Raw genomic sequence first — 24,288 nt, forward strand, 5'->3', positions numbered from 1 at the left:
GGCGCTGGGGAGACTGTTGGGCGTGCCCGACGAGTTACCCGAGTACTCGCGTGATCAGCCGGCACCACGAATCAAAAGGCCGCCACGGTCGAGAGCCGGACTGGGGCGGCGCTTGGGTTCTCGGGTCAGGTCGCGTTCGGCGGTGCCTTGTGATCGGCGGCAAGTGCGGCAATGGTGTCGATGCGCGCGACGGCATCGGCGACGATGCGGTCGATGAGTTCCTTACAGGTCGGCAGGTCGTCGATGATGCCGGTGACCTGGCCCGCCGCGAGTACGCCCGCGTGCGTATTGCCCTCGACGAGTCCGGCGCGCAACAGCATCGGGGTATTGGCGGCCATGACGACCTGAGACCAGCTGAGGTCCTTGGCCTTTCGCATGGCCAGACCGTCGCGGACCATGGTCGACCACTTCATGCCGGTCATACCCTTGAATTTCGCCGCATTCGAGACCGCGGCGACCAGAGCGCGCCGACGCCCCGAATGTTCCAAGCGATCGACGAGTTCGGTATTCAGCACCCGGTGCGGCATGCCGTCGATCTGGAGCGAGACCACGGTGTCCTGCAGTTGACGCCGCAGATACTCCTGTTTGACCGCGTCGGGCACGGTGCTTTCCTTGGTCAGCAGGAAGCGGGTACCCATCGCGACACCCGCCGCGCCATAGGCCAATGCGGCCGCCAGACCACGTCCGTCGAAGAATCCGCCCGCCGCGACCACCGGAATATCGACCGCGTCCAGCACCGACGGCAGCAGCAGCGTGGTTGCGATCGGACCGGTATGCCCGCCACCTTCGCCGCCCTGCACGATCACCGCATCGGCACCCCAGGACGCGACCTTCACCGCGTGTTTGGCCGCGCCGATCGACGGAATCACCACCACACCGGCAGCTTTCAGCTTGGCGATGAGTTCCTGCTCGGGCGCCAACGCGAATGACGCGACGGCCACCTTCTCGCGGATGAGCAGATCGATCCGTGCGGGCGCGTCTGTGGCGTCCGCGCGGATATTCACCCCGAACGGCTTATCGGTCTGCGCCCTGGTCTTCGCGATCGCGGCTTCCAGTTCGGCGAATGTCATGGTGGCCGAGGCCAGAATTCCGAGTCCGCCGGCCTCGGCGGTCGCCGACACCAGACTCGGCCCGGCCACCCAACCCATACCGGTCTGCACGATCGGATGTTCGATGCCGACGAGTTCGGTCAGCGGTGTCCGCAGCGCGTTCATGACGGCACCTCCGATTCCCGAACCTTCTTTGGGTCGAGCACATCCCGGATCAACCGCAGCTCTTCGGGGGTCGGCAGCTGGGTCTGACCCGCCTCGGCCAGTCCGGTGATCTCGAACGAGGTGTTCTCGCAGACTTCGTCGGCGGTGACGCCCGGATGCAGACTACGCGCCCGCATCGTGTGGCCGGGTCCCTCGAAATCGAAGACACCAAGATTGGTGACCACCCGGTGCAGGTGGTGGAACCGATACGCCGGATCGGCCGGATCGACTTTGTCGTAGCCGACGCCGCAGACGATATCGACCCGATCGACGAACACCCGACGGGTATGCCGCGAAACCCAGTAGCTGGTCGGGTGATTGATGGTGTTGCCCGGCGCACCGCGCACACCGAACATCTGCCGGTTCGGCTGCTGCAACGGACCGAAGGCCGATAGATTCTGATTGCCGAACCGATCGAGCTGATTGGCCCCCATCACCACATGGCGCCGACCGGAGGCCACCACATCGAACACCTTCCGGAACGGAATCCACCCCTCGATCGGCGCTTTGCCGCCCAGCGGGGGAGTGTCGGCGATGAACAGCGCCTCGCCATCGGAGAGCAGCAGATCCGGTTCGGTGGTCAACTTGGCCAGCCGCGCACCGATGATCGTCATGGGCGACATCGGCGAGGCCATGATTTCCCCTGCGCCGCGGAAGATCTCGGCGCAGGCGATCGCGCAGACCTCGGCGCGGGTAACAGTTTCCGTCGAGGACGCACCCGTCACTCGAGCACGACCCCCCGCGGAATCGCTTCGCGACGCTGTCATTTCTGCACCTCCTGTGCGAACTCGCGAACGGCGGCCTGGTATTCGTCTTCGGAGACGGCCAGATACTTGTCGACGAACTGCTGCCAGGACTCCGGCTTCTCGGCCGACTCCACATAGTGCTTCTGGAACTTCTCGTCGCGACCGTAGCTGTCGGCGGCGAGAGTGAAGTGCGCGCCTCCGGGTGCCTCGACCACACCGTCGACAAGCATTCGGTTGAGCAATAGCGACTGCAGCGGAACAGCTTTCACCAGCTCCTCGGTCTCGACCACCTGCTCCACCGATACATAGCGACGCTCGGCGGCCAGGCAGTACAGGTCGTCGAAGTAGGGATCGACACCCGTGTAGGCGGCATTGCCGTGCTTATCGCCGATATTCAAATGCACCAGCGCCGCATCGAGATTCAGTGCGGGCATCGCGATCAGCGTTTCGGTTCGTCCGTCCCGGTCTGGATACGGCGATGTGACGGTCTTCAACTCGCCATCCCAGAAATTCACGACATCGGATCCGAGTCCGGCGCGGATCGGCAGGAACGGCAGTCGCGCGGCGGCCGCCTCCAGTCCACACGTCAACATGCCTTCGTCCATCTCCCGCGCCACCAAGGCACCGCAGGTGCGAGCCTTGGCGAACCACGGATCGTAGAACGGCGGCGAATCCAGCGAGACGAAGCCGTAGTAGGCCTTGCGCACCTTGTCCGCCGAACACAGCAGGCCGAGATCCGGTCCGCCGTAACTGACCACGGTCAGATCGGTGATATCCGAGCGCAGGATGGCCCGCACCAGCGCCATCGGCTTGCGCCGCGAGCCCCAGCCGCCGATGCCGATGGTCATACCGCTGCGCAGTTCGCCGATAACCTCGTCGAGCGACATTCGCTTGTCCCGCATCAGTTTTCCTTGCTCTCTTCTTCCCTGCGCGCGGCCAGATCGTCGTCGAACCGCGCACGGATCTCGTCCGCGACACCGGCCAGATTCAGTTCGAAGGTGAAGCCCTGCTCGTAGCGGTAGCTGCGGTGCACGTCCTGCACGTCGATGCCATTGAGCGCCCGCTTGGCTGCCCGGATGACCCGGCCGTCCTTGGCCGCGATGTTCTTGGCGACCTTCAGTGCGGCGGCGTCGAGTTCGGTGCGCGCAACCACCCGGTACACCGAACCGAAGTGCTGCAACTGCTGTGCGGTGATGGTGCTCGCGGTATAGAACAGCGCGCGCATGAGGTGCTGCGGCACCAGCCGGGACAGATGGGTGGCGGCACCGAGCGCGCCGCGATCGACCTCGGGGAGCCCGAAAGTCGCGTCATCCGAGGCGATTACGACATCGGCATTGCCGACCAGACCGATGCCGCCGCCGAGGCAGAAGCCCTGCACCGCGGCGATCACCGGCACTGGGCAGTCGTAAACGGCCGCGAAGGCCTCGAAACAGCCGTGATTCGCATCGATCAGCGCTTGATGTCCCTGGGTGCGCTGCATCTGCTTGATATCGACACCGGCATTGAAGCCGCGGTTCTCGGCGCGCAACACGACCACCTTCGTTTCCGGATCGCGCCCGGCCGCGCGGATCTCATCCGCCAGCGTGAACCAGCCGTCGGACGGAATGGCATTGACCGGCGGGTAGTCGACCGTGACCACGGTGATGCCGGTCGAATCGGCGTGACGGTTGATCCCCATCGCATGTCCCATCGTGTGTGCCGAGGTGGTCCGACAGCCCCAGCGCTGACCCTGTCGAGCGACCCGCAAGCAGTCGCTGCCGACCCTGTCGAGCGACCCGCAAGCAGTCGCTGCGATATGGCAAAGCAAGCAGTTGCTTGGTAGGTTAGCATGATGGCACTCGAAATAGACCTCACCGGCAACGTCGTCCTGGTTACCGGCGGTGTGCGCGGGGTAGGTGCGGGCGTCAGCCGGGCCTTCCTGGCCGCGGGCGCGACTGTCGTGGCCTGCGCGCGACGCCCTGGCTACGAGCCGGTGGAGCATGAGGGCCGGGCGATCGAATACCTGCCCTGCGATATCCGCGATGCGGATGCTGTACAGGGGTTGGTCGACGTGATCGTCGCGCGCCACGGCCGCCTCGATCACCTGATCAACAATGCGGGCGGTGCCCCGTTCGCCCTGGCCGCCGAGGCCAGCAGGAACTTCCACAGCAAGATCGTCGAACTGAATCTGCTTGCGCCCCTGCTGGTCTCACAGGCCGCCAATGCGGTGATGCAGCGGCAGCCGGGTGGCGGCGCCATTGTGATGGTGTCCAGCGTCAGCGGTCACCGACCGTCGCCGGGTACCGCTGCCTACGGCGCGGCCAAGGCGGGCATAGACAGCCTGACCTCCTCGCTCGCCGTCGAATGGGCGCCGAAGGTCCGGGTGAATTCGCTGGTCGTGGGCCCGGTCGTGACCGAACTGAGCGAATTGCACTATGGCGATCAAGACGGTGTCGACGCCGTCGGCGCGACCATCCCGCTCGGTCGGATGGCCCGCCCCGAGGACATCGGCCGCTGTGCCGCCTTCCTGACCTCATCACTGGCCGCCTATGTCAGCGGCGCGACGCTGCTGGTGCACGGTGGTGGCGAGCGTCCGGCATTCCTCGCGGCGTCGAATGCGAACGGCCGCTAGCCACTGCTTGCCGGTCGCTCGAAAGATCAGCCGAGCAGTCCGCTCAGGCCTGAACAATCGAACCCGAAAACGAAGAGGACACAACAGGTTATGGACACCGAGCAGATCTGCGCGGGGCGCACTGTCATCGTTACCGGTGCCGGCCGCGGTCTCGGCCGGGCGCACGCGCTCGCCTTCGCCGGCGCCGGAGCCCGGGTGGTCGTCAATGACCTCGGCGCCGCGCTGGACGGCGCGGCGACCAGTGAGACCCCCGCCGAACAGGTCGTGGCCGAGATCAAGGCGCTCGGCGGCGAGGCCGTGGCCAATAGCGACGACGTCGCGGACTGGAACGGCGCCCGCAATCTCATCCACCAGGCCATCGATACCTTCGGCGGCCTGGATGTGCTGGTCAACAACGCCGGTTTCGTGCGCGACCGCATGCTGGTGAACCTGGGTGAGGACGAATGGGATGCGGTGATCCGGGTCCATCTCAAGGGTCACTTCGCGACCATGCGCCATGCGATCGAGTACTGGCGGGGTGAGTCCAAGGCGGGCCGCCTGGTCGATGCCCGCATCATCAATACGAGTTCCGGCGCGGGCCTGCAGGGCAGTGTCGGCCAGAGCAATTACGGCGCCGCCAAGGCGGGTATCGCGGGCCTGACCATCACCGCGGCCGCCGAATTCGCGCGCTACGGCGTCACCGTCAATGCCATTGCCCCGTCCGCCCGCACACGCATGACCGAAACCGTCTTTGCCGAGACGATGGCCGCCCCCGAGGACGGCTTCGACGCCATGGCGCCGGAGAATGTCTCGCCGATCGTCGTCTGGCTCGGCAGTTCGCAGTCCGCGGCGGTCACGGGCCGGATGTTCGAGGTCGAGGGCGGCAAGGTCGCACTGGGCGATGGCTGGCGCCACGGCACCGCTGTGGACCGCGGCGCCCGCTGGCATCCGGCCGAACTCGGTCCGGTGGTCGCCGATCTGATCGCCACGTCCGTCCCGCCGGAGCCGGTGTACGGCGCCTGAGCGCCGACCGATCCGCCGAATAATCGCGGTAGCGCCGAACGACCGTCGCAGCGATCATCGGCACGGGCTCGGCCAGTGTCGCCACCATTCTCGGGACCGGCGCCGTCGCGGTCGGCTCCGCGGCCGTCGGGACCGGTTCGGCTGTGCTCGGAACTCGTTCTGCCGCAGTCGGTTCCGCTGGTTCGGCGGCGGATGCCAGCTCTGCCGCAGTAGGTTCGGCTGCCGTCGGTTTCGCGGCGGTCGCACTCGCGGCCACCGTCGCGGTTCCCGAAACCGCGCTGGCGCTGGACAATCTACTACCGCGCGGTCTGCATCCGGGCACGCTGTCCGACGGAGTCGTCGTTTCGGCGTGGATTCCTTTCGCGACCGCGACCGCGACTTCGGTGGTCGCCGCGGCCGCATGGTCGGTCGTCTCGCGCCGCGATCTGCACCAGATCGCCTTCGTCAGCTACGGCCTCGCGTGTGCTCGCAGTGGCGGTGAATCTGTTCTGGTCCACTAGCTTCGGTTGGGTAGTCGTGGTTTCGTACGCGAATTCTGTTGCGGCAGATCGAGTTTCTGCATCTCGCGATCGGCCGGTGCCCCGGGTCGGTCGCCGACGGTCAGCGCGGCACCTCGACGCAGAGACATCCGATCAGGTCGCGCAGATCACGGATGCGCTGTATCTGCGATCCGGCGGCGGCGTCGATTGGTCGCCGCAGGGCCGCCAACGCCCCTGGTATCGACGCGTGCCGACCGGGTTGCGCAGTGGGCACGAGAAACCCATTGGGCGATGCAGTTGCCGACGCCCGGTGGATTGCTCCGCGCGAGGGCATTAGTCCCCGCGGCTGGGTCCACGCAATCGCGCGTGCCTACGATGCGGGTGCCGGAGCCGCTGCCCGGAATTAATCGAGCAACTTCGAAACCGATCAGTCCGAAGCATTCCGGAGGGCTCGCTCCGGGTATTCAATATGGTTGACATAGCCACGAATCCGGGAAGGCTGATGGCCCGTGCCGGATTCCATGTGTCTACCGGCGTATCCGCACAACTGATTTCATCGGAACCCGGCTACCGCGGCGTGCTTTGTCACGACCCGGGCTCGTTGCCAAGCCCATGAATGCATGGGTGATGCGAGTCCAGAAGCATCCATACCCATGACGCAGTACGGTGCGACGTGGAAGGCCGCACCGTACTGCGCTGTGGGAGAACCTATTCGGTACCGTCCGGAGGAATTTCGGGCAGTCCTTCGCTGGCCCGCAACTTCTCCGCCATGGAGGTGAGGAGGTTCTGTGATTCTTCGGACAGATCGAACGCCCTACTCGACAACCGTCGCAGTCCGTAGCCCTGCAGCTGGGACAGTAACTCCAGATCGTGATCGATCTTGGCGGCATAGATGTCGTTGAAGAAGTAGTCCGGCTTGACCTTGAAGAACTTGGCCAGTGCAGCCACCGTTTCGTCCGACGGGTTGGTCCGCTGTCCCGACCTCAACTGCGAGAGGTACGGTTTCGAGATCGGATGCCCGGAGGCCGTCAGCGCAGCCGCAACCTCCGCGTTGGTGTGCGGCTTGCGCCCCGGGGGATGCACGGTTTCGAACAGCTTGTTCAGCCGCGCCGCGAAATCAGCCATTGTGAGCCGCCCAATTCCCTTCGCTGTACTAACAGTCGTTATCTCGGATACGTATCATTGATATTAGCGGCTCAGTAACTGAAAACCTACGCCTGATTCAGGATTTCCTTGAAGCTTCTAGGTGCCGCTTCGAGGAAGGTGCTGCGATGGTTGCGTTTGCGGGTCGCGCCAACGGCTCTTGAGAAAACGTGGTGTGAACAGGTTCTGGCCCGTCGCGGGGGTCTTCCCCGTCGGGTCCACGGTAGCGATAGGGTAGCTGATCGGCCACCTACGTGTCTGTGTCGATCTTCGTGTGGCGTACGACACGTTTTTGCCCCGCTGAGATGAACGTTCAACCTTTGGGGCGGAATTGGTTGAATCCGCTACAACCTCTCGATGATCGTGCCTGTCGCCAATGCGCCACCTGCACACATGAGCACCATCGCGGTGCCACCGCCGGAACGCTCGAGTTCGTGCAAAGCCGTTGTGATGAGCCGAGATCCGGTCGACCCCACCGGATGTCCGAGGGCGATCGCACCACCGTTCACATTTACGCGGTCCATGTCTGGTTTGTGCACCGCGGCCCATGAAAGCGCAACTGCCGCAAAGGCCTCATTGATTTCGAAAAGGTCGATATCGTCGATATCCATCCCGGAGCGTTCGAGCAGTCGGGTGCATGCCTGCACTGGACCGTCGAGATGGAACTCGGGCTCCGTGCCGACGAGGGCCTGGGTCACGATCCGGGCGCGTGGGCGCAAACCCGTTCGCTGCGCGGCCTTTTCGTCCATCAGCAGTACGGCGGCCGCGCCGTCGGAAATCTGCGAGGAGGTGCCCGCGGTGTGGATTCCGCCCTCCAATACCGGCTTCAGCTCGGCCAGCCCCTCGGGCGTGGTGTCGCGTAGGCCCTGATCCCTTGCTATATCCAGCTTTTCGCCGGTGAGGTTGCCTTCCTTGTCGATGGCGGGCGCCGTCACGGCGAGCACCTCGCGGTCGAAGCGGCCCTCGGCCCAGGCTTGGGCGGCCAGCCGCTGCGAGCGGACGCCGAGTTCGTCGAGATCGTCACGAGTAAAGCCGCGCCGCTTGGCAATACGCTCGGCTGCCTCGAATTGGTTCGGCAGATCGATATTCCAGGAGGCTGGACGGCGCGGGCCCGCGTGCTCGCCGACGTTGGCGCCCAAGGGAACTCGGCTCATCGCCTCCACGCCGCAGGCCATACCGATATCGATGGCGTCGGTCGCGATCAGTCCGGCGATCAGATGATTGGCCTGCTGCGCCGATCCGCATTGCGCGTCGATGGTGGTGGCGCCGACCTGCCACGGCAGTCCGGCGTGCAGCCAGGCGACGCGGGTCACGTTATTGGACTGTTCACCGGCCTGGGTGACGCAGCCGCCGATGACCTGCTCCACCGCTGCGGGATCCAGATGCGCCTTCTCGAGCAGTCCGCGCTGGGCGAGGCCGAGTAGTTCGGCCGCGTGCAGTCCGGCGAGCCAGCCGTTGCGCTTGCCGATGGGGGTGCGAGCGGCCTCGACGATGACGGGTGTGCCCATGTCCAACCTTTCCTCTGGGACAGAAACTGAAACGTGTATTCGCGGATTTATGAATGGAATCTGTCCTGATTCTTCCTTCATTATGCAACCTATGCTTGAATGTTTATAGAACGTGTTTCAGTTTTTCGAAGGAGACATCTGGTGGTAGACCAGCGCGATGCCCGGCCGAATCTGCCCGATGGATTCGATGTCACGGACCCGGACGTTTATGCCGAGCGTGTACCGGTCGAGGAGTACGCCGAACTGCGCCGCACCGCACCGATCTGGTGGAATCCACAGCCCGCCGAGGTTGGCGGCTTCCATGACGAGGGCTTCTGGGTGGTCAGCAAGCACGCGGACGTCAAGGAGGTCTCGCGCCGCAGCGATGTGTTCTCCACGTTCGAGAACACCGCTATCCCGCGCTTCAACGACGACATCACCCGCGAGCAGATCGAACTACAGCGCTTCGTTCTGTTGAACATGGACGCGCCCCAGCACACCAAACTGCGCAAGATCATCTCACGCGGTTTCACCCCGCGCGTGATCAATGGCCTCGAGGCCGAACTCGAGACCAGGGCCGAGGCCATCGTGCAGGAGGCCATGGCGAACGGCACCGGCGATTTTGTCACCCAGGTCGCCTCCGAACTACCGCTGCAGACGATCGCCGAACTGATCGGCATCCCGCAGGAGGACCGCAGGAAGGTCTTCACCTGGTCGAACGATATGACCGGCTACGATGATCCGGATACCACCGCCGATCCGGTCGCCGCCACCGCCGAGGTACTCGGCTACGCCTACCAAATGGCCGCTGCGCGTAAGGAATGTCCGGCCGACGATATCGTCACCAAACTGATCGAGGCCGATGTCGATGGCGATGAGCTGACCCCGGAGGAGTTCGGCTTCTTTGTGATCGTGCTCGCCGTCGCGGGCAATGAGACGACCCGCAATGCGATCACCCACGGTATGACGGCCTTCCTCGAGCATCCGGACCAGTGGGAGCGGTTCAAGAAGGAGCGTCCGGCCACCGCCGCCGACGAGATCATCCGCTGGGCCACCCCGGTCACCTCATTCCAGCGGACCGCACTGGCGGACACCGAACTCGGTGGCGTGCAGATCAAGAAGGGGCAGCGGGTGGTCATGCTCTACCGCTCGGCCAACTTCGACGAGGACGTCTTCGAACACCCGGAGAAGTTCGACATCATGCGAAAGGACAACCAGCACTTGTCCTTCGGCGGTACCGGCGCGCACTTCTGCATCGGCGCGAATCTGGCGCGCATGGAGGTCGATCTGATCTTCAACGCCATTGCCGACGCCATGCCGGACATCGCCAAGCTCGATGATCCCAAGCGGCTGCGTTCCGGCTGGCTCAACGGGATCAAGGAATTCCAGGTCGACTACAAGACCTCGAGTTGCCCGGTCGCGCACTGAAGCGCGGGGGACCCAGGCTTGTGTCGGCGGCCTGGGTCCCCGGCCTTCGGTGACAGGCAACGGCGCCGTACCGGTTTACCCAAAGCCGGTGCGGGGCCCTTGTTGTGCCGCCCGGAGGGGAGAGGCAGCGTGCTCAGGTGCTCGGTCTCGCCGTCGCCATGGTGCGCGCGACTTCGCAGAAGGCGCGCAGCGTGGTGATTTTGCCCGAGTCGTCGACCGTGTGCGTGAAGACGCCCTCGGCATCGATCCGATGTCTGCCCATCTTGACCAGGCCGACTTCATGTAGAACAGCGAATCCGGCCAGATAATCGACGAAAAGTCGCATTTCTCAACGGTTTTCGCCGATTCCGGCAGCTACTCCAGCGCGCTCGGCGCGATACCGACGGTGAACTTCAGCGGGGTCATCAGCTGGGCTGCTCCGAGCCGACCACCCACATCGAGAAGTACTGCGACCCACCGCCATACGCGTGCCCGAGTGCCTTCTTCGCGTTGGCGACCTGGTAGTCCCCGGCCCGGTCCATGACCTGTTTGGCGGCCTCGGCGAATCGGATCAGCCCAGAGGCGCCGATCGGATTCGAGGAGAGCACGCCGCCGGACGGATTGACCGGCAGAGTGCCGCTGATCTCGGTCTCGCCCTTATCGGTGAGCTTCCAGCCGTCGCCCTGCGGGACGAAACCCAGGTTTTCCAGCCACATCGGCTCGAACCAGGAGAAGGGCACGTAGATCTCGGCGACATCGATTTCGTTGAGCGGGTCGGTGATTCCGGCGGCCTGCCACAGCGCGGCCGCGGCATCCTGTCCGGCCTGTGGATTGACCTGATCGCGTCCGGCGAAGGTGGTCGGCTCGGTGCGCATGGCGGTGCCGTGCACCCACGCGACCTTCTTACCGGTGGCCTCGATGGCCTTCGCGGCATCCTTGTCACCGATCACCAGTGCGCACGCACCGTCCGAGGACGGGCAGGTTTCGTCGAATCGGATCGGATCCCACAGCATTTGAGAGGAGAGCACCTTCTCCAGCGTGATATCGGGCTGGTGCAGATGTGCCAGCGGATTCTTCGCCCCGTTGCGGCGGTCCTTCACCGCCACCATCGCGCCGATATGGCCCGGCGCGTTCGACCGACGGATGTAGGAACGCACGTGCGGAGCGAAGTAGCCGCCCGCGCCCGCGCCGACCGGCATGGTGAAGGGCACCGGAAACGACAACGCCCACATGGCATTCGATTCCGACTGCTTCTCCCAGGCAACGGCCAGTACGCGCTTGTGCACACCCGCCTGCACCAGGTTGGCGGCGACGATGCCGGTGGAGCCGCCGACGGATCCGGCGGTGTGTACGCGGAGCAGCGGTTTTCCGGTGGCGCCCAAGGCATCCGCCAGATACAGCTCGGGCATCATCACGCCCTCGAAGAAGTCCGGCGCCTTACCGACCACCACCGCATCGATATCGGCGATGGTGATTCCGGCATCGACGAGTGCGCGATCGATGGCCTCGCGACACATGCCCGCCATGGACACATCGGTTCGTTTCGTCACGTGATGGGTTTGTCCGGTGCCGAGCACCGCGGCGGGGAAACGCCCGCCTGTCGCCGGACCACCATCCCTGATCGAATCGCCGCGCGATACTGTGCTCATCTCGCCTCCGAATCCAGAACGGCTACCAGGTTCTGTTGCAGGGCTGGACCGCTGCTGGCATGGGCGAGCGCGCGATTGGCGGTACCCGCGATAATCGCCTCGGCCGCGAAGCCGATGCGCTCCAGACCCGCGGCGAACATCGGATTGGCGGCGAGCGCGCCGCCCGACGGATTCACCTTGGTCTCGGGCCGCAGGCCGATGGCCTCGGTGAGGATCAGCTGCTGATGGCTGAACTGCGCATGCAGTTCGGCGATATCGAAGCCGCTGGTATCGCCGCCGGTAACCGACTGTGCGGCAGCCGCGGTCGACGGGGAGACGGTCAGATCACGGGCGCCGAGATTGGGGGTGTCCACCCGATGCGCCATGCCGGTGATCCAGGCTGGACGCTGGCACAGTTCGCGCGCTCGATCGCCGACCGCGAGCACAATCGCGGCCGCGCCATCCGTAACCGGTGCGACATCGTGGGCGCGCAGCGGATCGGCGACATACGGTGTGGTGAGCAGACTTTCGATATCGCCGCAATCACCGGCGGCCACCGCCGCCATATCGCGCTCGGTCCAGCGTCCCGCATCCAGTCCGGCCTGTGCCTGCAGACCCGCGATGGACAGTGCGTCCGGCCACAGCGGAGTGACCAGATACGGATCGAGCTGCATGGTCAGAACCTGGCGCAACGTACCCGCGGAGGATTTGCCGAACCCGTACACCAGTGCCGTCTGCGCCTGGCCGGAACGGAGTTTGACGAATGCCTCGTAGAGCGCCCACGCGGCGTCCATTTCGACATGCGATTCGTTGATCGGGGGCACCGCGCCGATGGCGTCGATCGCCGAGATGAACGAGAAGGCACGGCCCGCAAGGTAATCCGAGGAGCCGGAGCACCAGAAGTCGATATCGGACTTGGTGATGCCGAGCCGGGCGTAGAGCTGCTGGAAAATGGGCACCAGCATCTCGACACCATTGGTGGTGCCGAAGGTCTGCGGCACATGTGGCGCGTGGGCGAAGCCCACAACCGCGATGTCGCCAGGGGGACCGTAGCCGTCGGAGCCTGCGAAGACGGCGGACTGGGTAGGCAGAGCGTTGTTCGTCAACGTGGCCTCTCAGAGGTGGTGCTTATAGGTCTCGTAGTCGGCATCCGGCTCGCCGGTAGGTCGGAAGTGGTCCACATTGCTGAGCCCGAAGCCCCACTCCTCGCGCGGTTTCCACACCGCCTCCACCCGCATGCCCATCCGCACTTCGCTCGCGTCGCACCCGAGCACAAGGTGCAGCACCGGGATATCCGCGCCGTCGAGCAGCACATACGCCGCGACGTACGGCGGCTCGATCCGCTGGCCCATGAACGGCACATTCACGATGCAGAAGGTGGTGACGATGCCGCGGTCGGGCAGTTCGATGATTTCGTCGGTCGGCCTGCCATCGGTCGGATTGGCGCCGCGTGGCGGGAAGTACACCTTGCCCGCGGCATCGGTGCGCCCGCCGAGCAGTTTGCCCTCGGCCAGACCGCGCAGGTAGATCGTCTCCTGCGGCGAGGCACTGTGCATGTAGTGCAGGTCGACCGGGGTGGTGATCACCTCGATCGGCTCGCCGTCCGCACCGGATTCCGCCGGTGCGGTGGAGGTCTCGCCCGGTTCGAAGCAGGCGATGTCCTTGATGCTGCCGATGGTCTCGTCGGCCCAGCGCGCGACCACGCGCAGTCCGGTGTGGATATCCCCGGGCGCGGCGACATCGACGGCGTGCAGCAGCGTGGTGTCCGCCCCGTCGAGCTTGATCAGGGCCCAGGCGAATGGGCGGTCGAACGGCTGACCGGGCAGCGGCCCACGCACGAAGGTCCACGACTGGACGGTGCCGGTATCGGCCACATCGACGAATTCGGTCAGCGGTGCGGAGGTGACCGGATCGTATTCCGGCGGCGGCACCAGCACCCGCCCGTCCGAACCGCGCACACCGACGATCCGGCGGGCGCGCAGCTCGGTCAGGAAGGTGCCGATGATCGGTCCGACCGATCGCGTGTAGTCGAATTGCACCCGCAGGGGTGCGCTGAGTACATCGGGTCCGGCGTGCCCGCCTGCGCCCCGACCGCCACCCCTCATCGAGTCGCCGCGCGACGCAGTATTTTCTTCAGCCACGAAATCGAGTAGAACAGGTTCTTATTCTGGTGGCAAGAAGTTGCCGGTTCTTTCGAGCGACCGGCAAGCAGTCGCTAGCGATAGAAAGAGGTCGGCCATGAAGTTCGGATTGCAACTCGGGTACTGGATGGCGCAACCGCCGCAGCATGCCGGTGAATTGGTGGTCGCCGCCGAGGCGGCCGGGTTCGACGCGGTCTTCACCGCCGAATCCTGGGGGTCGGATGCCTTCGGGCCGCTGATGTGGTGGGGTTCGTCGACGAATCGGGTGCGGCTGGGCACCTCGGTGGCGCAGCTGTCGGCACGCACCCCCGCCGCGACGGCCATGCACGCGCTGACGCTCGACCATCTCAGTGGCGGCCGGGCCATCCTCGGGCTCGGCGTTTCCGGGCCGCAGGTGGTCGAGGGCTGGTACGGGCAACCGTTCGCCAAACCGCTGCAACGCACCAGGGAGTACGTCGGCATCATTCGCCGCATTCTGGAGCGGCAGGCGCCGGTCACCAATGACGGGCCGCAGTACCCACTGCCCTACACCGGGCCGGGTTCGACCGGACTCGGTAAGGCGCTCGCGCCGATCGTGCACCCGCTACGAGCGGATATGCCGATCTGGCTGGGTGCGGAGGGGCCGAAGAATGTGGCGCTGACGGCCGAGATCGCCGACGGCTGGCTGGCGATCTACTTTGCACCGCGGCTGGCCGAGATGTACAACGACTGGCTCGACGAGGGCTTCGCCAGGGCGGGCGCGCGGCGTTCGCGCGATGATTTCGAGATCGCCGCGAGCTGTCAGGTGGTGATCACCGACGATCCCGAGAGCGAGCTGGAGCGGATGCGCTGGATCATGGCGCTCTACATCGGCGGCATGGGCGCACCGGAACTGAATTTCCATGCCCAGGTCTTCCGGCGCATGGGCTATGCCCGCGAGGTCGACGAGATCGGCAGGCTGTTCCAATCCGGGAAGAAAGTCGAGGCCGCCGCCATGGTCCCCGATGAGCTGATTGTGGATACCGCGATCATCGGCGACGAGGAGCAGGTGCGTAAGCAACTCGGGGTATGGGAAGCCGCGGGTATCACCGAGATGCTGGTGTCGGTTCCAGATGTCGAGCAATTGCATCGGCTCGCACCCCTTGTACATATGTAGAACACGTTCTAGATTTTTAGGGGTGACTGATGCACCCGCCCCGTCGGCTCCGCCTCCACACCATCCCCCGATAGAGTCGGCAGAAATTCTCGGTCTCTGGAACATCGCGAACGCGGAACCCGACCGGATCGCACTGGTGGATCCATCGGGCCGCGAAGTGACCTATCGCAAATTGGCCACCCTCGCAAACCGTTACGGCACCGGACTGCGGTCGCTCGGCCTGCAGCCCGGCGACGTGCTGGTCACTATGGTGCACAACTGCGTCGAGGCGGTCGCCGCCTATTTCGCGGCCTATCAAGCCGGGCTGTACATCGTCGCGGTGAACTGGCATCTGACCGGCCCGGAAGTCGCCTACATCCTCGCCGACAGCGAGGCCAAGGCATTCATAGCCAGTGATCGGTTCGCCGCCGCCGCGGTCGCCGCCGCCGATGCGGCCGGCCTGCCCGCCACCGCGCGCTTCGCGGTCGGCGAGATCGAAGGCTTCAAACCGGTGTCGTGGCTGGGTGCGGTCGACACCGGTCGCCCCGATAACCGGACCACCGGTGCGCCGATGCTCTACACCTCCGGAACCACGGGGCGGCCCAAGGGTGTTCGGCGTCCACTCACCGGCACCGACCCGGATGTCGTTGCGGTGCATTCGACCGCGTTCTTCGGTCTGTTCGATCTGAAGCCCTATGACGATCACGTGCACATCTGCGGTTCGCCGCTGTATCACACGGCCGTGCTGAACTTCGCGACCATCTCGATTCAGCTGGGGCACAAGCTTGTTCTGATGGATCGCTGGGACCCCGAGGAGATGCTGCGGCTCATCGACAAGTATCGGGTGACCCACAGCCATATGGTGCCGACCCAGTTCCACCGTCTGCTCGCGCTGCCCGCGGACGTGCGCGCCAAATACGACGTGTCATCGCTGCGCAGCATGGTGCACGGCGCGGCCCCCTGCCCCGCCGAGACCAAGCGGCGCATGCTGGAGTGGTGGGGGCCGACGGTCACCGAGTACTACGCGGCCACCGAGGGGGGCGGCACGGTGATCAACGGCACCGACTGGCTGAAGAAGCCGGGCTCGGTGGGCAAGGCCTGGCCGTGGTCGGTGATCAAGGTGCTCAGCGCGGAGGACGGCTCCGAACTGCCCGCAGGGGAGCCCGGTCTGGTCTATATGAAGATGGGCGCGTCCAGCTTCGAATACCACCACGCCAAGGAGAAAACCGAACAGTCAAGGGTCGGTGACCTTTTCACGGTCGGCGATATCGGCCACCTCGACGAGGACGGCTACCTCTACCTGCACGACCGCCGCTCCGACCTGATCCTGTCCGGCGGGGTGAACATCTACCCGGCGGAAATCGAGAACGTCCTCACCATCCACCCGAAGGTCGAAGACGTCGCGGTCTTCGGCCTGCCTCACCCGGATTGGGGCCAGGAGGTCAAGGCCGTCGTGCAGCCTGCCGCCGGAATCGAAGGCAACGACGAACTAACCGCCGAACTACTGTCCTTCGCCGCAACCCAATTGGCGAAATACAAAATGCCCCGCACCATCGACTACCTCGACGAACTCCCCCGCGACCCCAACGGCAAACTCTACAAACGCAAACTCCGCGACCGCTACATCCCGGCATAGTCGGCGGCTGTCGCATACCCGTCTGCGCGTCGCCTGGCCCGGCCTACCCGTCCCTCCCGGCCCCTTTGCGCCTGGACCGGGACGAGCAGCGCTCCTACGCAACCGTTTCGCGCAGCTCCGGTGCCAAACCGAAGATCGGGAACAGCTTTTCGGTGTCGAGGAAGAAATTGAGGCCGGCGATTGCGTCGCCGTCCAGCTCCAGGACCGTGATTGACCAGGGGAGCCAGACGCCGGGTTCGGTTCCGCTCGGCTTGTAGTGACCGAAGGCGGGCAGGCCGTTGGCGCCTTCCAAGCGAATCATGCGGGAATCGCGGCAGCCCTTGCCATGGCCGAGCATGAAGGCGGCCACGTGCTCCGGGCCCGAGACCCACAGTTCGATCGGCGGCATGGACAGTGCCACATCGGTTTTCAGCAGGGCGGTCAGCGTGTCCATATCGTAGGCCTCGAAGGCCTGCACGAAATCGTCGACGAGTTTGCGCTGGTCGCTATCGGTTTCGTCATAGGTGTCGGTCTCGGTCGGCTGCACCTTCGACATGGTGGCCCTGGCCCGCTGCAGTGCGCTGTTCACCGAGGCGGGGGACATGGTGAGCGCCTCGGCGGTTTCGCTGGCCGAGAACCGCAGCACCTCGCGCATGATCAGGATGGCGCGCTGGGTCGCGGGTAGATGCTGACAGGCCGCGACGAATGCCAGCCGCAGGGTGTCTTTGGCCGAGGCGTGCTCGGCCGGATCGGATCCGAAGGCCAGCGCATTCGGGATCGGTTCGATCCACACGTAATCCGGTTGCGGCATGGGCAGCGGCGAATCCGGCCGCGACGGACCGGACAGATCCATCGGCCGGGCCCGGCGCTGCGGGCCGTCGAGCATATCGAGGCAGACATTGGTGGTGATCTTGTACAGCCAGGACCGTAGGCTGGCGCGACCCTCGAACGAGTTATAGGACTTCCACGCGCGGGTGAAGGTCTCCTGCACCGCGTCCTCCGCTTCGAAGGAGGAGCCGAGCATGCGATAGGCGTAGGCGCACAGTTCGCGCCGGTGTCCTTCGAATGATTCGAGGACCTCCGGGGTGCGGCCGGCGGAGTCGTTCATGGGGTCACCCTGCCACAGCCCACCGACACATTCGAGACCCGAATCGCCACAATCGAGCGCAGCCGGACGTAGTCCGTCATTGGTCCCGTGCGCTAGGGCGAGCGAAGGTGAGACCACCGCCCACCTGCGGCTCGAGATCATCACCGGATGCGTCCGGCTACACCGCGTCCGGAACGATGAATTTCGCGCACTCGATCCGTCGCTACATAGAGACCGCCGCAGCCGACGCAAGGGATCGCGCATGCCCAGCAAGATGATCTTCATCAACCTTCCCGTCGCGGATCTTGGCCGGTCCAAGGCTTTCTACGAGGCGATCGGCTGGAAGGTCGATCAGGAATTCACCGATGACAATGTTGCCTGCATCGTCATCGACGACAATATCTGCGTCATGCTGCTGACCAGGGACTTCTTCACGACATTCAGCAAGCGTCCGATCGCCGACACGGTCGCGTCCACCGGCGGCGCCTACGCGTTGTCCCTGGCCAGCGCCCACGAGGTCGATGTACTCACCAATGCCGCACTGGCCGCGGGCGCCACCGAGGAAATCAACGAGGACCGCAGGGCCCAGGAGGCCCAGGTCGGCATGTTCGGCCGCACTTTCATCGATCCGGACGGCCACCAGTGGGAGCTCTTCTGGATGGACTACCCCGGCGACTGATTCACGCCGAGGCCGGTCGAATGGTGGCCGACTGACCCGGGTGCCACCACTCGTCGCGGCGCGAAACGTCGTCAGCTGCCGGTGAAGGTGGGCTTGCGCTTCTCGGCGAAGGCCCTCGGGCCCTCCTTGGCATCGGCCGACCGGAAGACCGACATGCCGAGTTTCGCCTCGATCTGGAAGGCGTCTTCTTCCGGCATGGCCTCGGTCTCCCGAATGGTGCGCAGAATCGCCTGCACCGCCAGGGGGCCGTTGGCCGAGATCTGCGCGGCGAGTTCGAGTGCCTTGTCCAATGCGGTGCCGTCCGGGACCACATGCCCGATCAGCCCGATTTCCTTGGCCTCGGCCGCGGTGATGTGCCTGCCGGTCAGCAGAAGGTCGGCGGCGACGGTGTAGGGAATCTGGCGGACCAGCCGAACGGCCGAGCCGCCGAGCGGGAACAGACCCCAACGCGCCTCGGACACACCGAATTTCGCGCCTTCGGCGGCCACTCGGATATCGGTGCCCTGCAGGATTTCGGTACCACCGGCGATCGCCGGGCCCTCGACCGCGGCGATGAGCGGTTTGGTGAGTCGGCGGCCCTTGAGCAGCGCCCCCAGTTTGGTCGGATCGAAGCTGCCCGCATTGTCACCGGGGTGCTGCGCGGTCATCGCCTTGAGGTCCATGCCCGCACAGAACGCACCGCCCGCACCGGTCAGGATCGCGACCCGGATATCGGGATCGCTGTCCACCTGGTCCCAGGCGGCGCGCATGATCGCCATCATCTCGGCCGAAAGGGCATTGCGCGCCTCGGGCCGATTCATGGTGATGATGAGGACGTGGTCGCGCTTGTCGACGAGGCAATCTGGCATGGGGAGATTCTCCTGACTTTCCAGGGGATGGCAGGTCGGCGGAGCCGGCCGGGCGGGCGCATTCATCCTTGCCATAAACAGTAACACGTTCTATTTTTAGCTCTGTGAGCTACAACATAGCGGACCTGGTCGAACATGCCATCGATCTGATGCCCGACCGCGTGGCGCTGGCCGACGACGGCCGCGAGGTGACTTACGCGCAACTAGAGCAGCGAGCCAATAAACTCGCCAACTACCTGCGGCAACAGGGCGTCCAACCGGGCGACAAGGTGGGCATCTACTCACGTAATACGATCGAGGCCGTCGAGGCCATGGTCGCGGTCTTCAAGGCCCGCGCCGTGATGATCAACGTGAATTTCCGATACGTCGAGAACGAGTTGCAGTACATCGTCGACAATTCGGATATGGTCGCGCTGATCCACGAGCGCCGCTACAGCGACCGGGTGGCCGGGGTTCGCCCGAATACGCCCCTGCTGAAGACGGTCATCGTCGTGGACGACGATACGACCGGCACCATCGCGACCGCAGCCGATTCGGTGGAATACGAGGCGGTGCTGGCCGAGCCCTCCGGTGCGCGCGACTTCGGCGAGCGTTCGGCCGATGACATCTTCATGCTCTACACCGGCGGCACCACCGGTCTGCCCAAGGGCGTGCTGTGGCGGCACGAGGACTGGTGGCGGGTGCTCGGCGGCGGCATCAACTTCCTTACCGGCGAATACGTCGAGGACGAATGGCATCAGGCCAAAACCGGTGCGGGCAATCCGCAGATGGTGCGGTTCCCGATTCCGCCCATGATTCACGGCGGCTCACAAACCGCGACCTTCCACAGTCTGTTCGACGGCGGTAAAGCCGTGATGATTCCGGAGTTCACCGGACACGGCGTGTGGCAGCACATCGACCGGCACCAGATCAACCTCATCTTCATCACCGGTGACGCCATGGCCCGGCCGATGATGGACGCGCTCGCCGAGGGCAATCCGGAAACCGGTGAGCCGTACGACCTTTCGAGCCTCTACCTGATCGCGAGCAGTGCGGCGCTGTTCTCGCCGACGCTCAAAGACCAGTTCCTGGAACGTCTGCCGAACCGGATGATCACCGATTCCATCGGCTCCTCCGAAACCGGTTTCGGCGGTCTCGCCGTTGTCGCCAAAGGCGCCAACCACACCGGCGGCCCGCGGGTGAAGATCGATGCGGCCACTCAGGTGCTCGACGACCAGGGCAATCCGGTGGAGCCGGGCTCCGGGCAGGTTGGTTTCCTTGCGCGCAGCGGCCACATTCCGGTCGGCTACTACAAGGACGAGGCCAAGACCAGGGCGACGTTCAAGGAGTTCAACGGAATTCGCTACGCCATTCCCGGCGATTACGCCCGGGTCGAGCAGGACGGCACCGTCACCATGCTCGGCCGTGGTTCGGTGAGCATCAACAGCGGCGGCGAGAAGATCTACCCGGAGGAGGTCGAGGGCGCGCTCAAGATACATCCCGAGGTCTTCGACGCGCTCGTGGTCGGTGTGCCCGATGAGCGCTGGGGACAGCGGGTGGCGGCGGTCGTGCAGTGTCGCGGCGATAAACGCCCCACGCTCGAAGAGTTACGTCCTGTGCTCACGCAGGAGATCGCGCCCTACAAGCTGCCGCGCAGTGTGTGGTTTGTGGATCAGATCAAGCGCAATCCGGCGGGCAAGCCCGATTACCGTTGGGCGAAGGCACAAACCGAGGAGCGCCCGGCTGATGAACGCATTGAGGCGAGTAGCAAGTAGTCCGGCTGGCATCGAAATCTAGCCATTTGTCGTTGGTCCTGCGGCGATAGGACATCGAATTGGCAAGGCCCCTTGCGTTTTTCGCGACATTCGACGACCTTGCTAAACCCCTCGGCGGCGAAGCGGGCACGGGCGGGCTCCAGGATGGCCGCGCGGGGAGCTTCCATGAGGAGCGAGCCGACCTCCCCTGATCAACTCGGACGGATATTCGACGGCGGGGTTCACCAGGCGGCCGCCCGCACGCCGCAGGCGAGTGTGGAGTTCAACCAGCGACCCCGTTTCAGGGCCCGGGTGCGATCAGTTCTACGGTCGGAAAATAGCCGCGATACCGGGTGGCGAAACGCGTCAGCAGTCGATATCCGGCGACTGCGGCGTGGGCACCGATGTAGAAGTCGGGCATCGGGGAGCGCTTCTCGCCGCTGTTACGGCGATAGCGTTGAAAGGCCTTGCCCGCCAGGAAGCCAGCTCGGAACGGTAGGGCCTCACGCTCGAACTCGTCGGCGGGCAGCAAATCGTCCAAATCTTCGACGGTGTCGTATCCGACGGAGATCTCCGCGTAGATGATCGGGTTGATGACCACTCGACCGGAATCGAGAGCCTCAGTGATTCGGTCCATCGACCACACCGCCCAGCGTTCGTCATTGGTCATGACATCGAGTAGGACACACGAATCGATCAGGACCGCAGGTCCGCCTATCGGAGTTGGACTACTCACCACGGAGTAGGTCCATGATCTCGTTCGTGCTCATACCTTCGATGTCTCGGCTGTCCGCGGTCCCACGCAGCCGCCGCACGAGTCGTTGCCCACGAGTGGGGGCACCCTCGGTACGTACGATCCGGAGGGTGTCATCGACCTCGATAATTTCGACGTCGTCGCCCTCGCGCAGATTGTGCTTGGCACGCAGCTGCGCCGGGATTGTCACCTGCCCTTTGCTGTTGAGCAGCATGCCAGCCTCCTAGGTATATGTAATACGCGTATTACGTAATACTAGCGTGAATAGGCTGAGCAGGACAGCCGCGTCCGCACACCGATCGCGGCCCGCCGGCGGCAGGTCCGGCGGGTCGACATGGACCCGGTCGATAGCGGTACTCGCCGACCGCTCGACGGTCGAGCCACCCGAGCTTGCCGGCCAACCAGCAGTGGATGCCCAATCTGATGTGAACACGATCACGCTAGGCCGCAGGCCCAGCGTGATCGGCGTAGGCATAAGTTAGGCGCGGCCACGCCAGAGGTAGTGGTAGCCCTGTAGGCCGAGTCCGAAGATGAGGACTGCATAAAAGACCCACAACACGCCATTATCGGTCCGGCTGAAGAGGCCTGCTACGAGCAATCCTGTAACCGCCGAACTGGCAGCTGCGAAGGCGCTGCATATCGCTATAAGCGTTTGCCTGGTTGGTGCGGTACGCCAACCGATGGCGATGCCTATAATCTGTACGAAGAGGACGGCCGTCAGTATGACAGCCCCGATACTCCCTACACCCAAAGTGTCTCGAAGACCGGTGAATGCCATAAGGCCGCTCAGAACCAAGAACGGCAGTAGCACCGAAAACTGGTTCGAACGCCGCTTCCGTTCGTTAATAATCCTGGGTGGATCGTCATTCAGTGGAGCCTCCGATTTGATTCGTCGTCGACATTTGCTTTCCGTGACCGGGCGATCAATATTTGCCGAACGCTTCAAACCGTTGGACGCAGCGCTCATATAGAGCGTGGAGAGAAAAGACCAGCGCTAGGTAGATCGGGATGGCCAATAATTGTCCGTTCTCATCCAGGGCCACGAAAACCGCTGCTACCGCCATCCCCGCATATATAGTGAAAAACGCGCTGCGAACTGCGACCAGGAGTCGCCCCTCGGGGGGCTCTCGTCGGCTGATTGCGATCGCAAGCGGTATAACTGCCAATGCTGAACCGATCGCAAATCGCTGGACGAGACCGACTCCCGCCCAATCGCCGACGAACGTGAACATGAGTCCACACCCGATCAGGGTGGGCGGGGCAGCTACGGCAACGAGCCCGAACAGGCGAACCCGCCGTTCCCACCTGGTCCGGCTCTGGATTTCTTCATTAGACACGATTACGCGATCTTCCAGCCAGATTTGTTGTCCCCGTCAACTGATGCATCACTAAAACTCGATGCCTGCGAGTCCGGCCATTTCCCGGCGGGGAAGGCCCTATCGAGCTCGCCAAAAGCTTTTGCCTGTGTTCCGGCAAAGGTGGTCAACAGGGTGACTGCTGACCAAATCGCTGCTGTGGAGATACCGGCTGTCGCAGCAATATCGGCGATGCTGATACCCGCGCCAACACCGGAGAGTAGCTCGCCGATTGCCCTGGCGAGACCGAGCAGGAATTCAGCACATATCGCCAGTATCCCGGCATAAAAGGCGAGGCCCCCCACTGCGGAATCCATCATCGCGCTCCTTGCTTTCTCGGCGATGTCGGAAAATGTTCCTGCAGCGGTACTCTGGCTGGTGCACGTCTGCATGTACGACAGTCGCGCAGCACCTTCCCAGTTTCGAAGTGCTTGTACATTGTTGGGGTCGAGCCCCTGCTTGACCGCGGTTGCAGCATCCCGCACTTCTGCCCAGTCCTTGCTTCGCAAGTACATTTCGTACGGTGCGCGTACTCCGTGATATATTTCTTTAATCTTTTCCCATATCCATTTGCAAATCTCGACGATTTTGTCTGCGCAAGCCTTTATGACCCGCTGAAGCGAGGGAAGCAATCTCACATAGGGGAGATCGAGAGCGTCATCCTTGGCGCTTGGGACATCATTGACAATTGCGCTGTCAACCTTGTCGAAAAACTTTTCCAACCCATCTAGAACTGAATTGTATTGAGAAATATCAAAACTCATTATCAGCTTCCTGGTTTACCAGATATTATCGATGCGATGCTTACCAGCTGCGTCCTCGGCCTCATAAGTATCTGCGCAAAAGCGCAGAACGTTGGCCACCTCTGTGAAGCGTTGGGAAGCTTCGTCTGATCGGCTGGACAAGTCGGTGACGAGTTTGTCGTTCGCGCTGACGATTACCTGGAACAATCCCGCTTCAAGGTGGGTAAACGTCAGTTTCTGTATCTTTGTCTTGATATCCGACATGGTCGTTGACTTGCCCTCCCAGACACCTGCGTCGGTACGCAGTGAGCCAGTGGCAACCTTGAGTTTCTGCGGATCAGCACCCACCGGGTTCTCCCGTCGATTGATTTTGCATGTTCAGTAGAGCCCCATCCCTGACTGTGTTTAGAACCGCTGGCCGAAGTAAATATTTGTCAAGGTATATAACCATTTATTGTCGAGT

General features: G+C 63.9%; 25 protein-coding genes. 8 read left to right on the forward strand and 17 right to left on the reverse strand.

Annotated elements, in window-relative coordinates:
* Window positions 1–125 precede the first annotated feature (125 nt).
* Genes ACW2Q0_RS02485 through ACW2Q0_RS02500 form a run of 4 tightly spaced genes read right to left on the reverse strand, consistent with a single transcriptional unit; the run spans window position 126 to window position 3,677 of the window.
* A complete protein-coding gene (locus tag ACW2Q0_RS02485; protein WP_457185596.1) occupies window positions 126–1,214 on the reverse strand; it encodes an NAD(P)H-dependent flavin oxidoreductase in 1,089 nt (362 codons plus the stop codon).
* The gene (locus tag ACW2Q0_RS02490; protein ID WP_457185598.1) at window positions 1,211–2,020 is read right to left on the reverse strand and encodes a CoA-transferase subunit beta; all 810 of its coding nucleotides are present in this window, start codon (window positions 2,018–2,020) and stop codon (window positions 1,211–1,213) included. The genes ACW2Q0_RS02485 and ACW2Q0_RS02490 overlap by 4 nt, the downstream gene beginning before the upstream one ends.
* Window positions 2,017–2,901, reverse strand: coding sequence for a CoA transferase subunit A (locus ACW2Q0_RS02495; protein ID WP_457185600.1), 885 nt, complete (start codon window positions 2,899–2,901; stop codon window positions 2,017–2,019). Before ACW2Q0_RS02495 ends, ACW2Q0_RS02490 begins: the two co-directional genes overlap by 4 nt.
* The gene (locus ACW2Q0_RS02500) at window positions 2,901–3,677 is read right to left on the reverse strand and encodes an enoyl-CoA hydratase family protein (protein ID WP_457185602.1); all 777 of its coding nucleotides are present in this window, start codon (window positions 3,675–3,677) and stop codon (window positions 2,901–2,903) included. The genes ACW2Q0_RS02495 and ACW2Q0_RS02500 overlap by 1 nt, the downstream gene beginning before the upstream one ends.
* Before the next feature lie 153 nt (window positions 3,678–3,830).
* On the opposite strand from ACW2Q0_RS02500, the gene ACW2Q0_RS02505 reads away from it, so the two are divergent.
* The 3 genes from ACW2Q0_RS02505 (at window position 3,831) to ACW2Q0_RS02515 (ending at window position 6,112) form a co-directional block, all read left to right on the forward strand.
* Entirely contained in the window at window positions 3,831–4,610 is a 780-nt protein-coding gene (locus ACW2Q0_RS02505; RefSeq protein WP_457185604.1) for an SDR family oxidoreductase, read from the forward strand.
* A 90-nt stretch (window positions 4,611–4,700) separates the two neighbouring features.
* Complete coding sequence (locus ACW2Q0_RS02510; protein ID WP_457185606.1) at window positions 4,701–5,612, forward strand: SDR family oxidoreductase; 912 nt, start codon at window positions 4,701–4,703, stop codon at window positions 5,610–5,612.
* A 143-nt stretch (window positions 5,613–5,755) separates the two neighbouring features.
* A complete protein-coding gene (locus ACW2Q0_RS02515; protein WP_457185608.1) occupies window positions 5,756–6,112 on the forward strand; it encodes a hypothetical protein in 357 nt (118 codons plus the stop codon).
* 687 nt (window positions 6,113–6,799) lie between these two features.
* Here ACW2Q0_RS02515 and ACW2Q0_RS02520 read toward each other — a convergent pair.
* Window positions 6,800–7,216 (reverse strand): helix-turn-helix domain-containing protein, encoded by a 417-nt coding sequence (locus ACW2Q0_RS02520; RefSeq protein WP_011207048.1) that lies wholly within the window; start codon window positions 7,214–7,216, stop codon window positions 6,800–6,802.
* A 362-nt stretch (window positions 7,217–7,578) separates the two neighbouring features.
* Entirely contained in the window at window positions 7,579–8,742 is a 1,164-nt protein-coding gene (locus ACW2Q0_RS02525; protein ID WP_457185611.1) for a steroid 3-ketoacyl-CoA thiolase, read from the reverse strand.
* Between the two features lie 99 nt (window positions 8,743–8,841).
* Here ACW2Q0_RS02525 and ACW2Q0_RS02530 point away from each other — a divergent pair, with 99 nt between their 5' ends.
* Window positions 8,842–10,149 carry a cytochrome P450 gene (locus ACW2Q0_RS02530; RefSeq protein WP_457185613.1) on the forward strand — a complete coding sequence of 436 codons (1,308 nt, stop codon included), beginning with the start codon at window positions 8,842–8,844 and terminating at the stop codon, window positions 10,147–10,149.
* Between the two features lie 133 nt (window positions 10,150–10,282).
* Here the strand turns inward: ACW2Q0_RS02530 and ACW2Q0_RS02535 are convergent, their stop codons facing one another.
* The 4 genes from ACW2Q0_RS02535 to ACW2Q0_RS02550 all read right to left on the reverse strand — a co-directional run bounded on the left by ACW2Q0_RS02535 (window position 10,283) and on the right by ACW2Q0_RS02550 (window position 13,861).
* Complete coding sequence (locus ACW2Q0_RS02535) at window positions 10,283–10,474, reverse strand: hypothetical protein (RefSeq protein ID WP_457185615.1); 192 nt, start codon at window positions 10,472–10,474, stop codon at window positions 10,283–10,285.
* A gap of 79 nt (window positions 10,475–10,553) precedes the next feature.
* Window positions 10,554–11,777: a thiolase domain-containing protein gene (locus ACW2Q0_RS02540; protein ID WP_457185617.1), complete on the reverse strand. Its 1,224-nt coding sequence runs from the start codon at window positions 11,775–11,777 to the stop codon at window positions 10,554–10,556.
* Entirely contained in the window at window positions 11,774–12,847 is a 1,074-nt protein-coding gene (locus tag ACW2Q0_RS02545) for a thiolase domain-containing protein (RefSeq protein ID WP_457186103.1), read from the reverse strand. The genes ACW2Q0_RS02540 and ACW2Q0_RS02545 overlap by 4 nt, the downstream gene beginning before the upstream one ends.
* Before the next feature lie 24 nt (window positions 12,848–12,871).
* Complete coding sequence (locus tag ACW2Q0_RS02550; protein ID WP_457185619.1) at window positions 12,872–13,861, reverse strand: Zn-ribbon domain-containing OB-fold protein; 990 nt, start codon at window positions 13,859–13,861, stop codon at window positions 12,872–12,874.
* Window positions 13,862–13,994: 133 nt separating this feature from the next.
* Between ACW2Q0_RS02550 and ACW2Q0_RS02555 the strand changes: the two genes are divergently transcribed.
* Both ACW2Q0_RS02555 and ACW2Q0_RS02560 read left to right on the forward strand, forming a co-directional pair.
* Complete coding sequence (locus ACW2Q0_RS02555; protein WP_457185621.1) at window positions 13,995–15,032, forward strand: LLM class F420-dependent oxidoreductase; 1,038 nt, start codon at window positions 13,995–13,997, stop codon at window positions 15,030–15,032.
* A 70-nt stretch (window positions 15,033–15,102) separates the two neighbouring features.
* Window positions 15,103–16,647, forward strand: coding sequence for an acyl-CoA synthetase (locus ACW2Q0_RS02560; RefSeq protein ID WP_457186105.1), 1,545 nt, complete (start codon window positions 15,103–15,105; stop codon window positions 16,645–16,647).
* Window positions 16,648–16,741: 94 nt separating this feature from the next.
* Here ACW2Q0_RS02560 and ACW2Q0_RS02565 read toward each other — a convergent pair whose 3' ends face one another.
* Window positions 16,742–17,734, reverse strand: a complete 993-nt coding sequence (locus ACW2Q0_RS02565) for a sigma-70 family RNA polymerase sigma factor (RefSeq protein WP_457185623.1) — start codon at window positions 17,732–17,734, stop codon at window positions 16,742–16,744.
* Window positions 17,735–17,975: 241 nt separating this feature from the next.
* Here ACW2Q0_RS02565 and ACW2Q0_RS02570 point away from each other — a divergent pair, with 241 nt between their 5' ends.
* Window positions 17,976–18,392: a VOC family protein gene (locus ACW2Q0_RS02570; protein WP_457185625.1), complete on the forward strand. Its 417-nt coding sequence runs from the start codon at window positions 17,976–17,978 to the stop codon at window positions 18,390–18,392.
* 71 nt (window positions 18,393–18,463) lie between these two features.
* Here the strand turns inward: ACW2Q0_RS02570 and ACW2Q0_RS02575 are convergent, their stop codons facing one another.
* A complete protein-coding gene (locus ACW2Q0_RS02575; protein ID WP_457185627.1) occupies window positions 18,464–19,240 on the reverse strand; it encodes a crotonase/enoyl-CoA hydratase family protein in 777 nt (258 codons plus the stop codon).
* Between the two features lie 104 nt (window positions 19,241–19,344).
* Between ACW2Q0_RS02575 and ACW2Q0_RS02580 the strand changes: the two genes are divergently transcribed.
* Window positions 19,345–20,994 (forward strand): acyl-CoA synthetase, encoded by a 1,650-nt coding sequence (locus tag ACW2Q0_RS02580; RefSeq protein ID WP_457185628.1) that lies wholly within the window; start codon window positions 19,345–19,347, stop codon window positions 20,992–20,994.
* Between the two features lie 280 nt (window positions 20,995–21,274).
* Here the strand turns inward: ACW2Q0_RS02580 and ACW2Q0_RS02585 are convergent, their stop codons facing one another.
* From ACW2Q0_RS02585 to ACW2Q0_RS02605, 5 genes are all read right to left on the reverse strand, one after another.
* Complete coding sequence (locus ACW2Q0_RS02585; protein WP_457185630.1) at window positions 21,275–21,712, reverse strand: type II toxin-antitoxin system VapC family toxin; 438 nt, start codon at window positions 21,710–21,712, stop codon at window positions 21,275–21,277.
* Window positions 21,702–21,941 (reverse strand): AbrB/MazE/SpoVT family DNA-binding domain-containing protein, encoded by a 240-nt coding sequence (locus ACW2Q0_RS02590; protein WP_457185632.1) that lies wholly within the window; start codon window positions 21,939–21,941, stop codon window positions 21,702–21,704. Before ACW2Q0_RS02590 ends, ACW2Q0_RS02585 begins: the two co-directional genes overlap by 11 nt.
* A gap of 709 nt (window positions 21,942–22,650) precedes the next feature.
* Window positions 22,651–22,959 carry a hypothetical protein gene (locus tag ACW2Q0_RS02595; RefSeq protein ID WP_457185634.1) on the reverse strand — a complete coding sequence of 103 codons (309 nt, stop codon included), beginning with the start codon at window positions 22,957–22,959 and terminating at the stop codon, window positions 22,651–22,653.
* A 107-nt stretch (window positions 22,960–23,066) separates the two neighbouring features.
* Window positions 23,067–23,846 carry a hypothetical protein gene (locus ACW2Q0_RS02600; RefSeq protein ID WP_457185636.1) on the reverse strand — a complete coding sequence of 260 codons (780 nt, stop codon included), beginning with the start codon at window positions 23,844–23,846 and terminating at the stop codon, window positions 23,067–23,069.
* 15 nt (window positions 23,847–23,861) lie between these two features.
* Window positions 23,862–24,173, reverse strand: a complete 312-nt coding sequence (locus tag ACW2Q0_RS02605; protein WP_457185638.1) for a hypothetical protein — start codon at window positions 24,171–24,173, stop codon at window positions 23,862–23,864.
* Between the last annotated feature and the right edge of the window lie 115 nt (window positions 24,174–24,288).

It is taken from the genome of Nocardia citri, assembly GCF_054065835.1.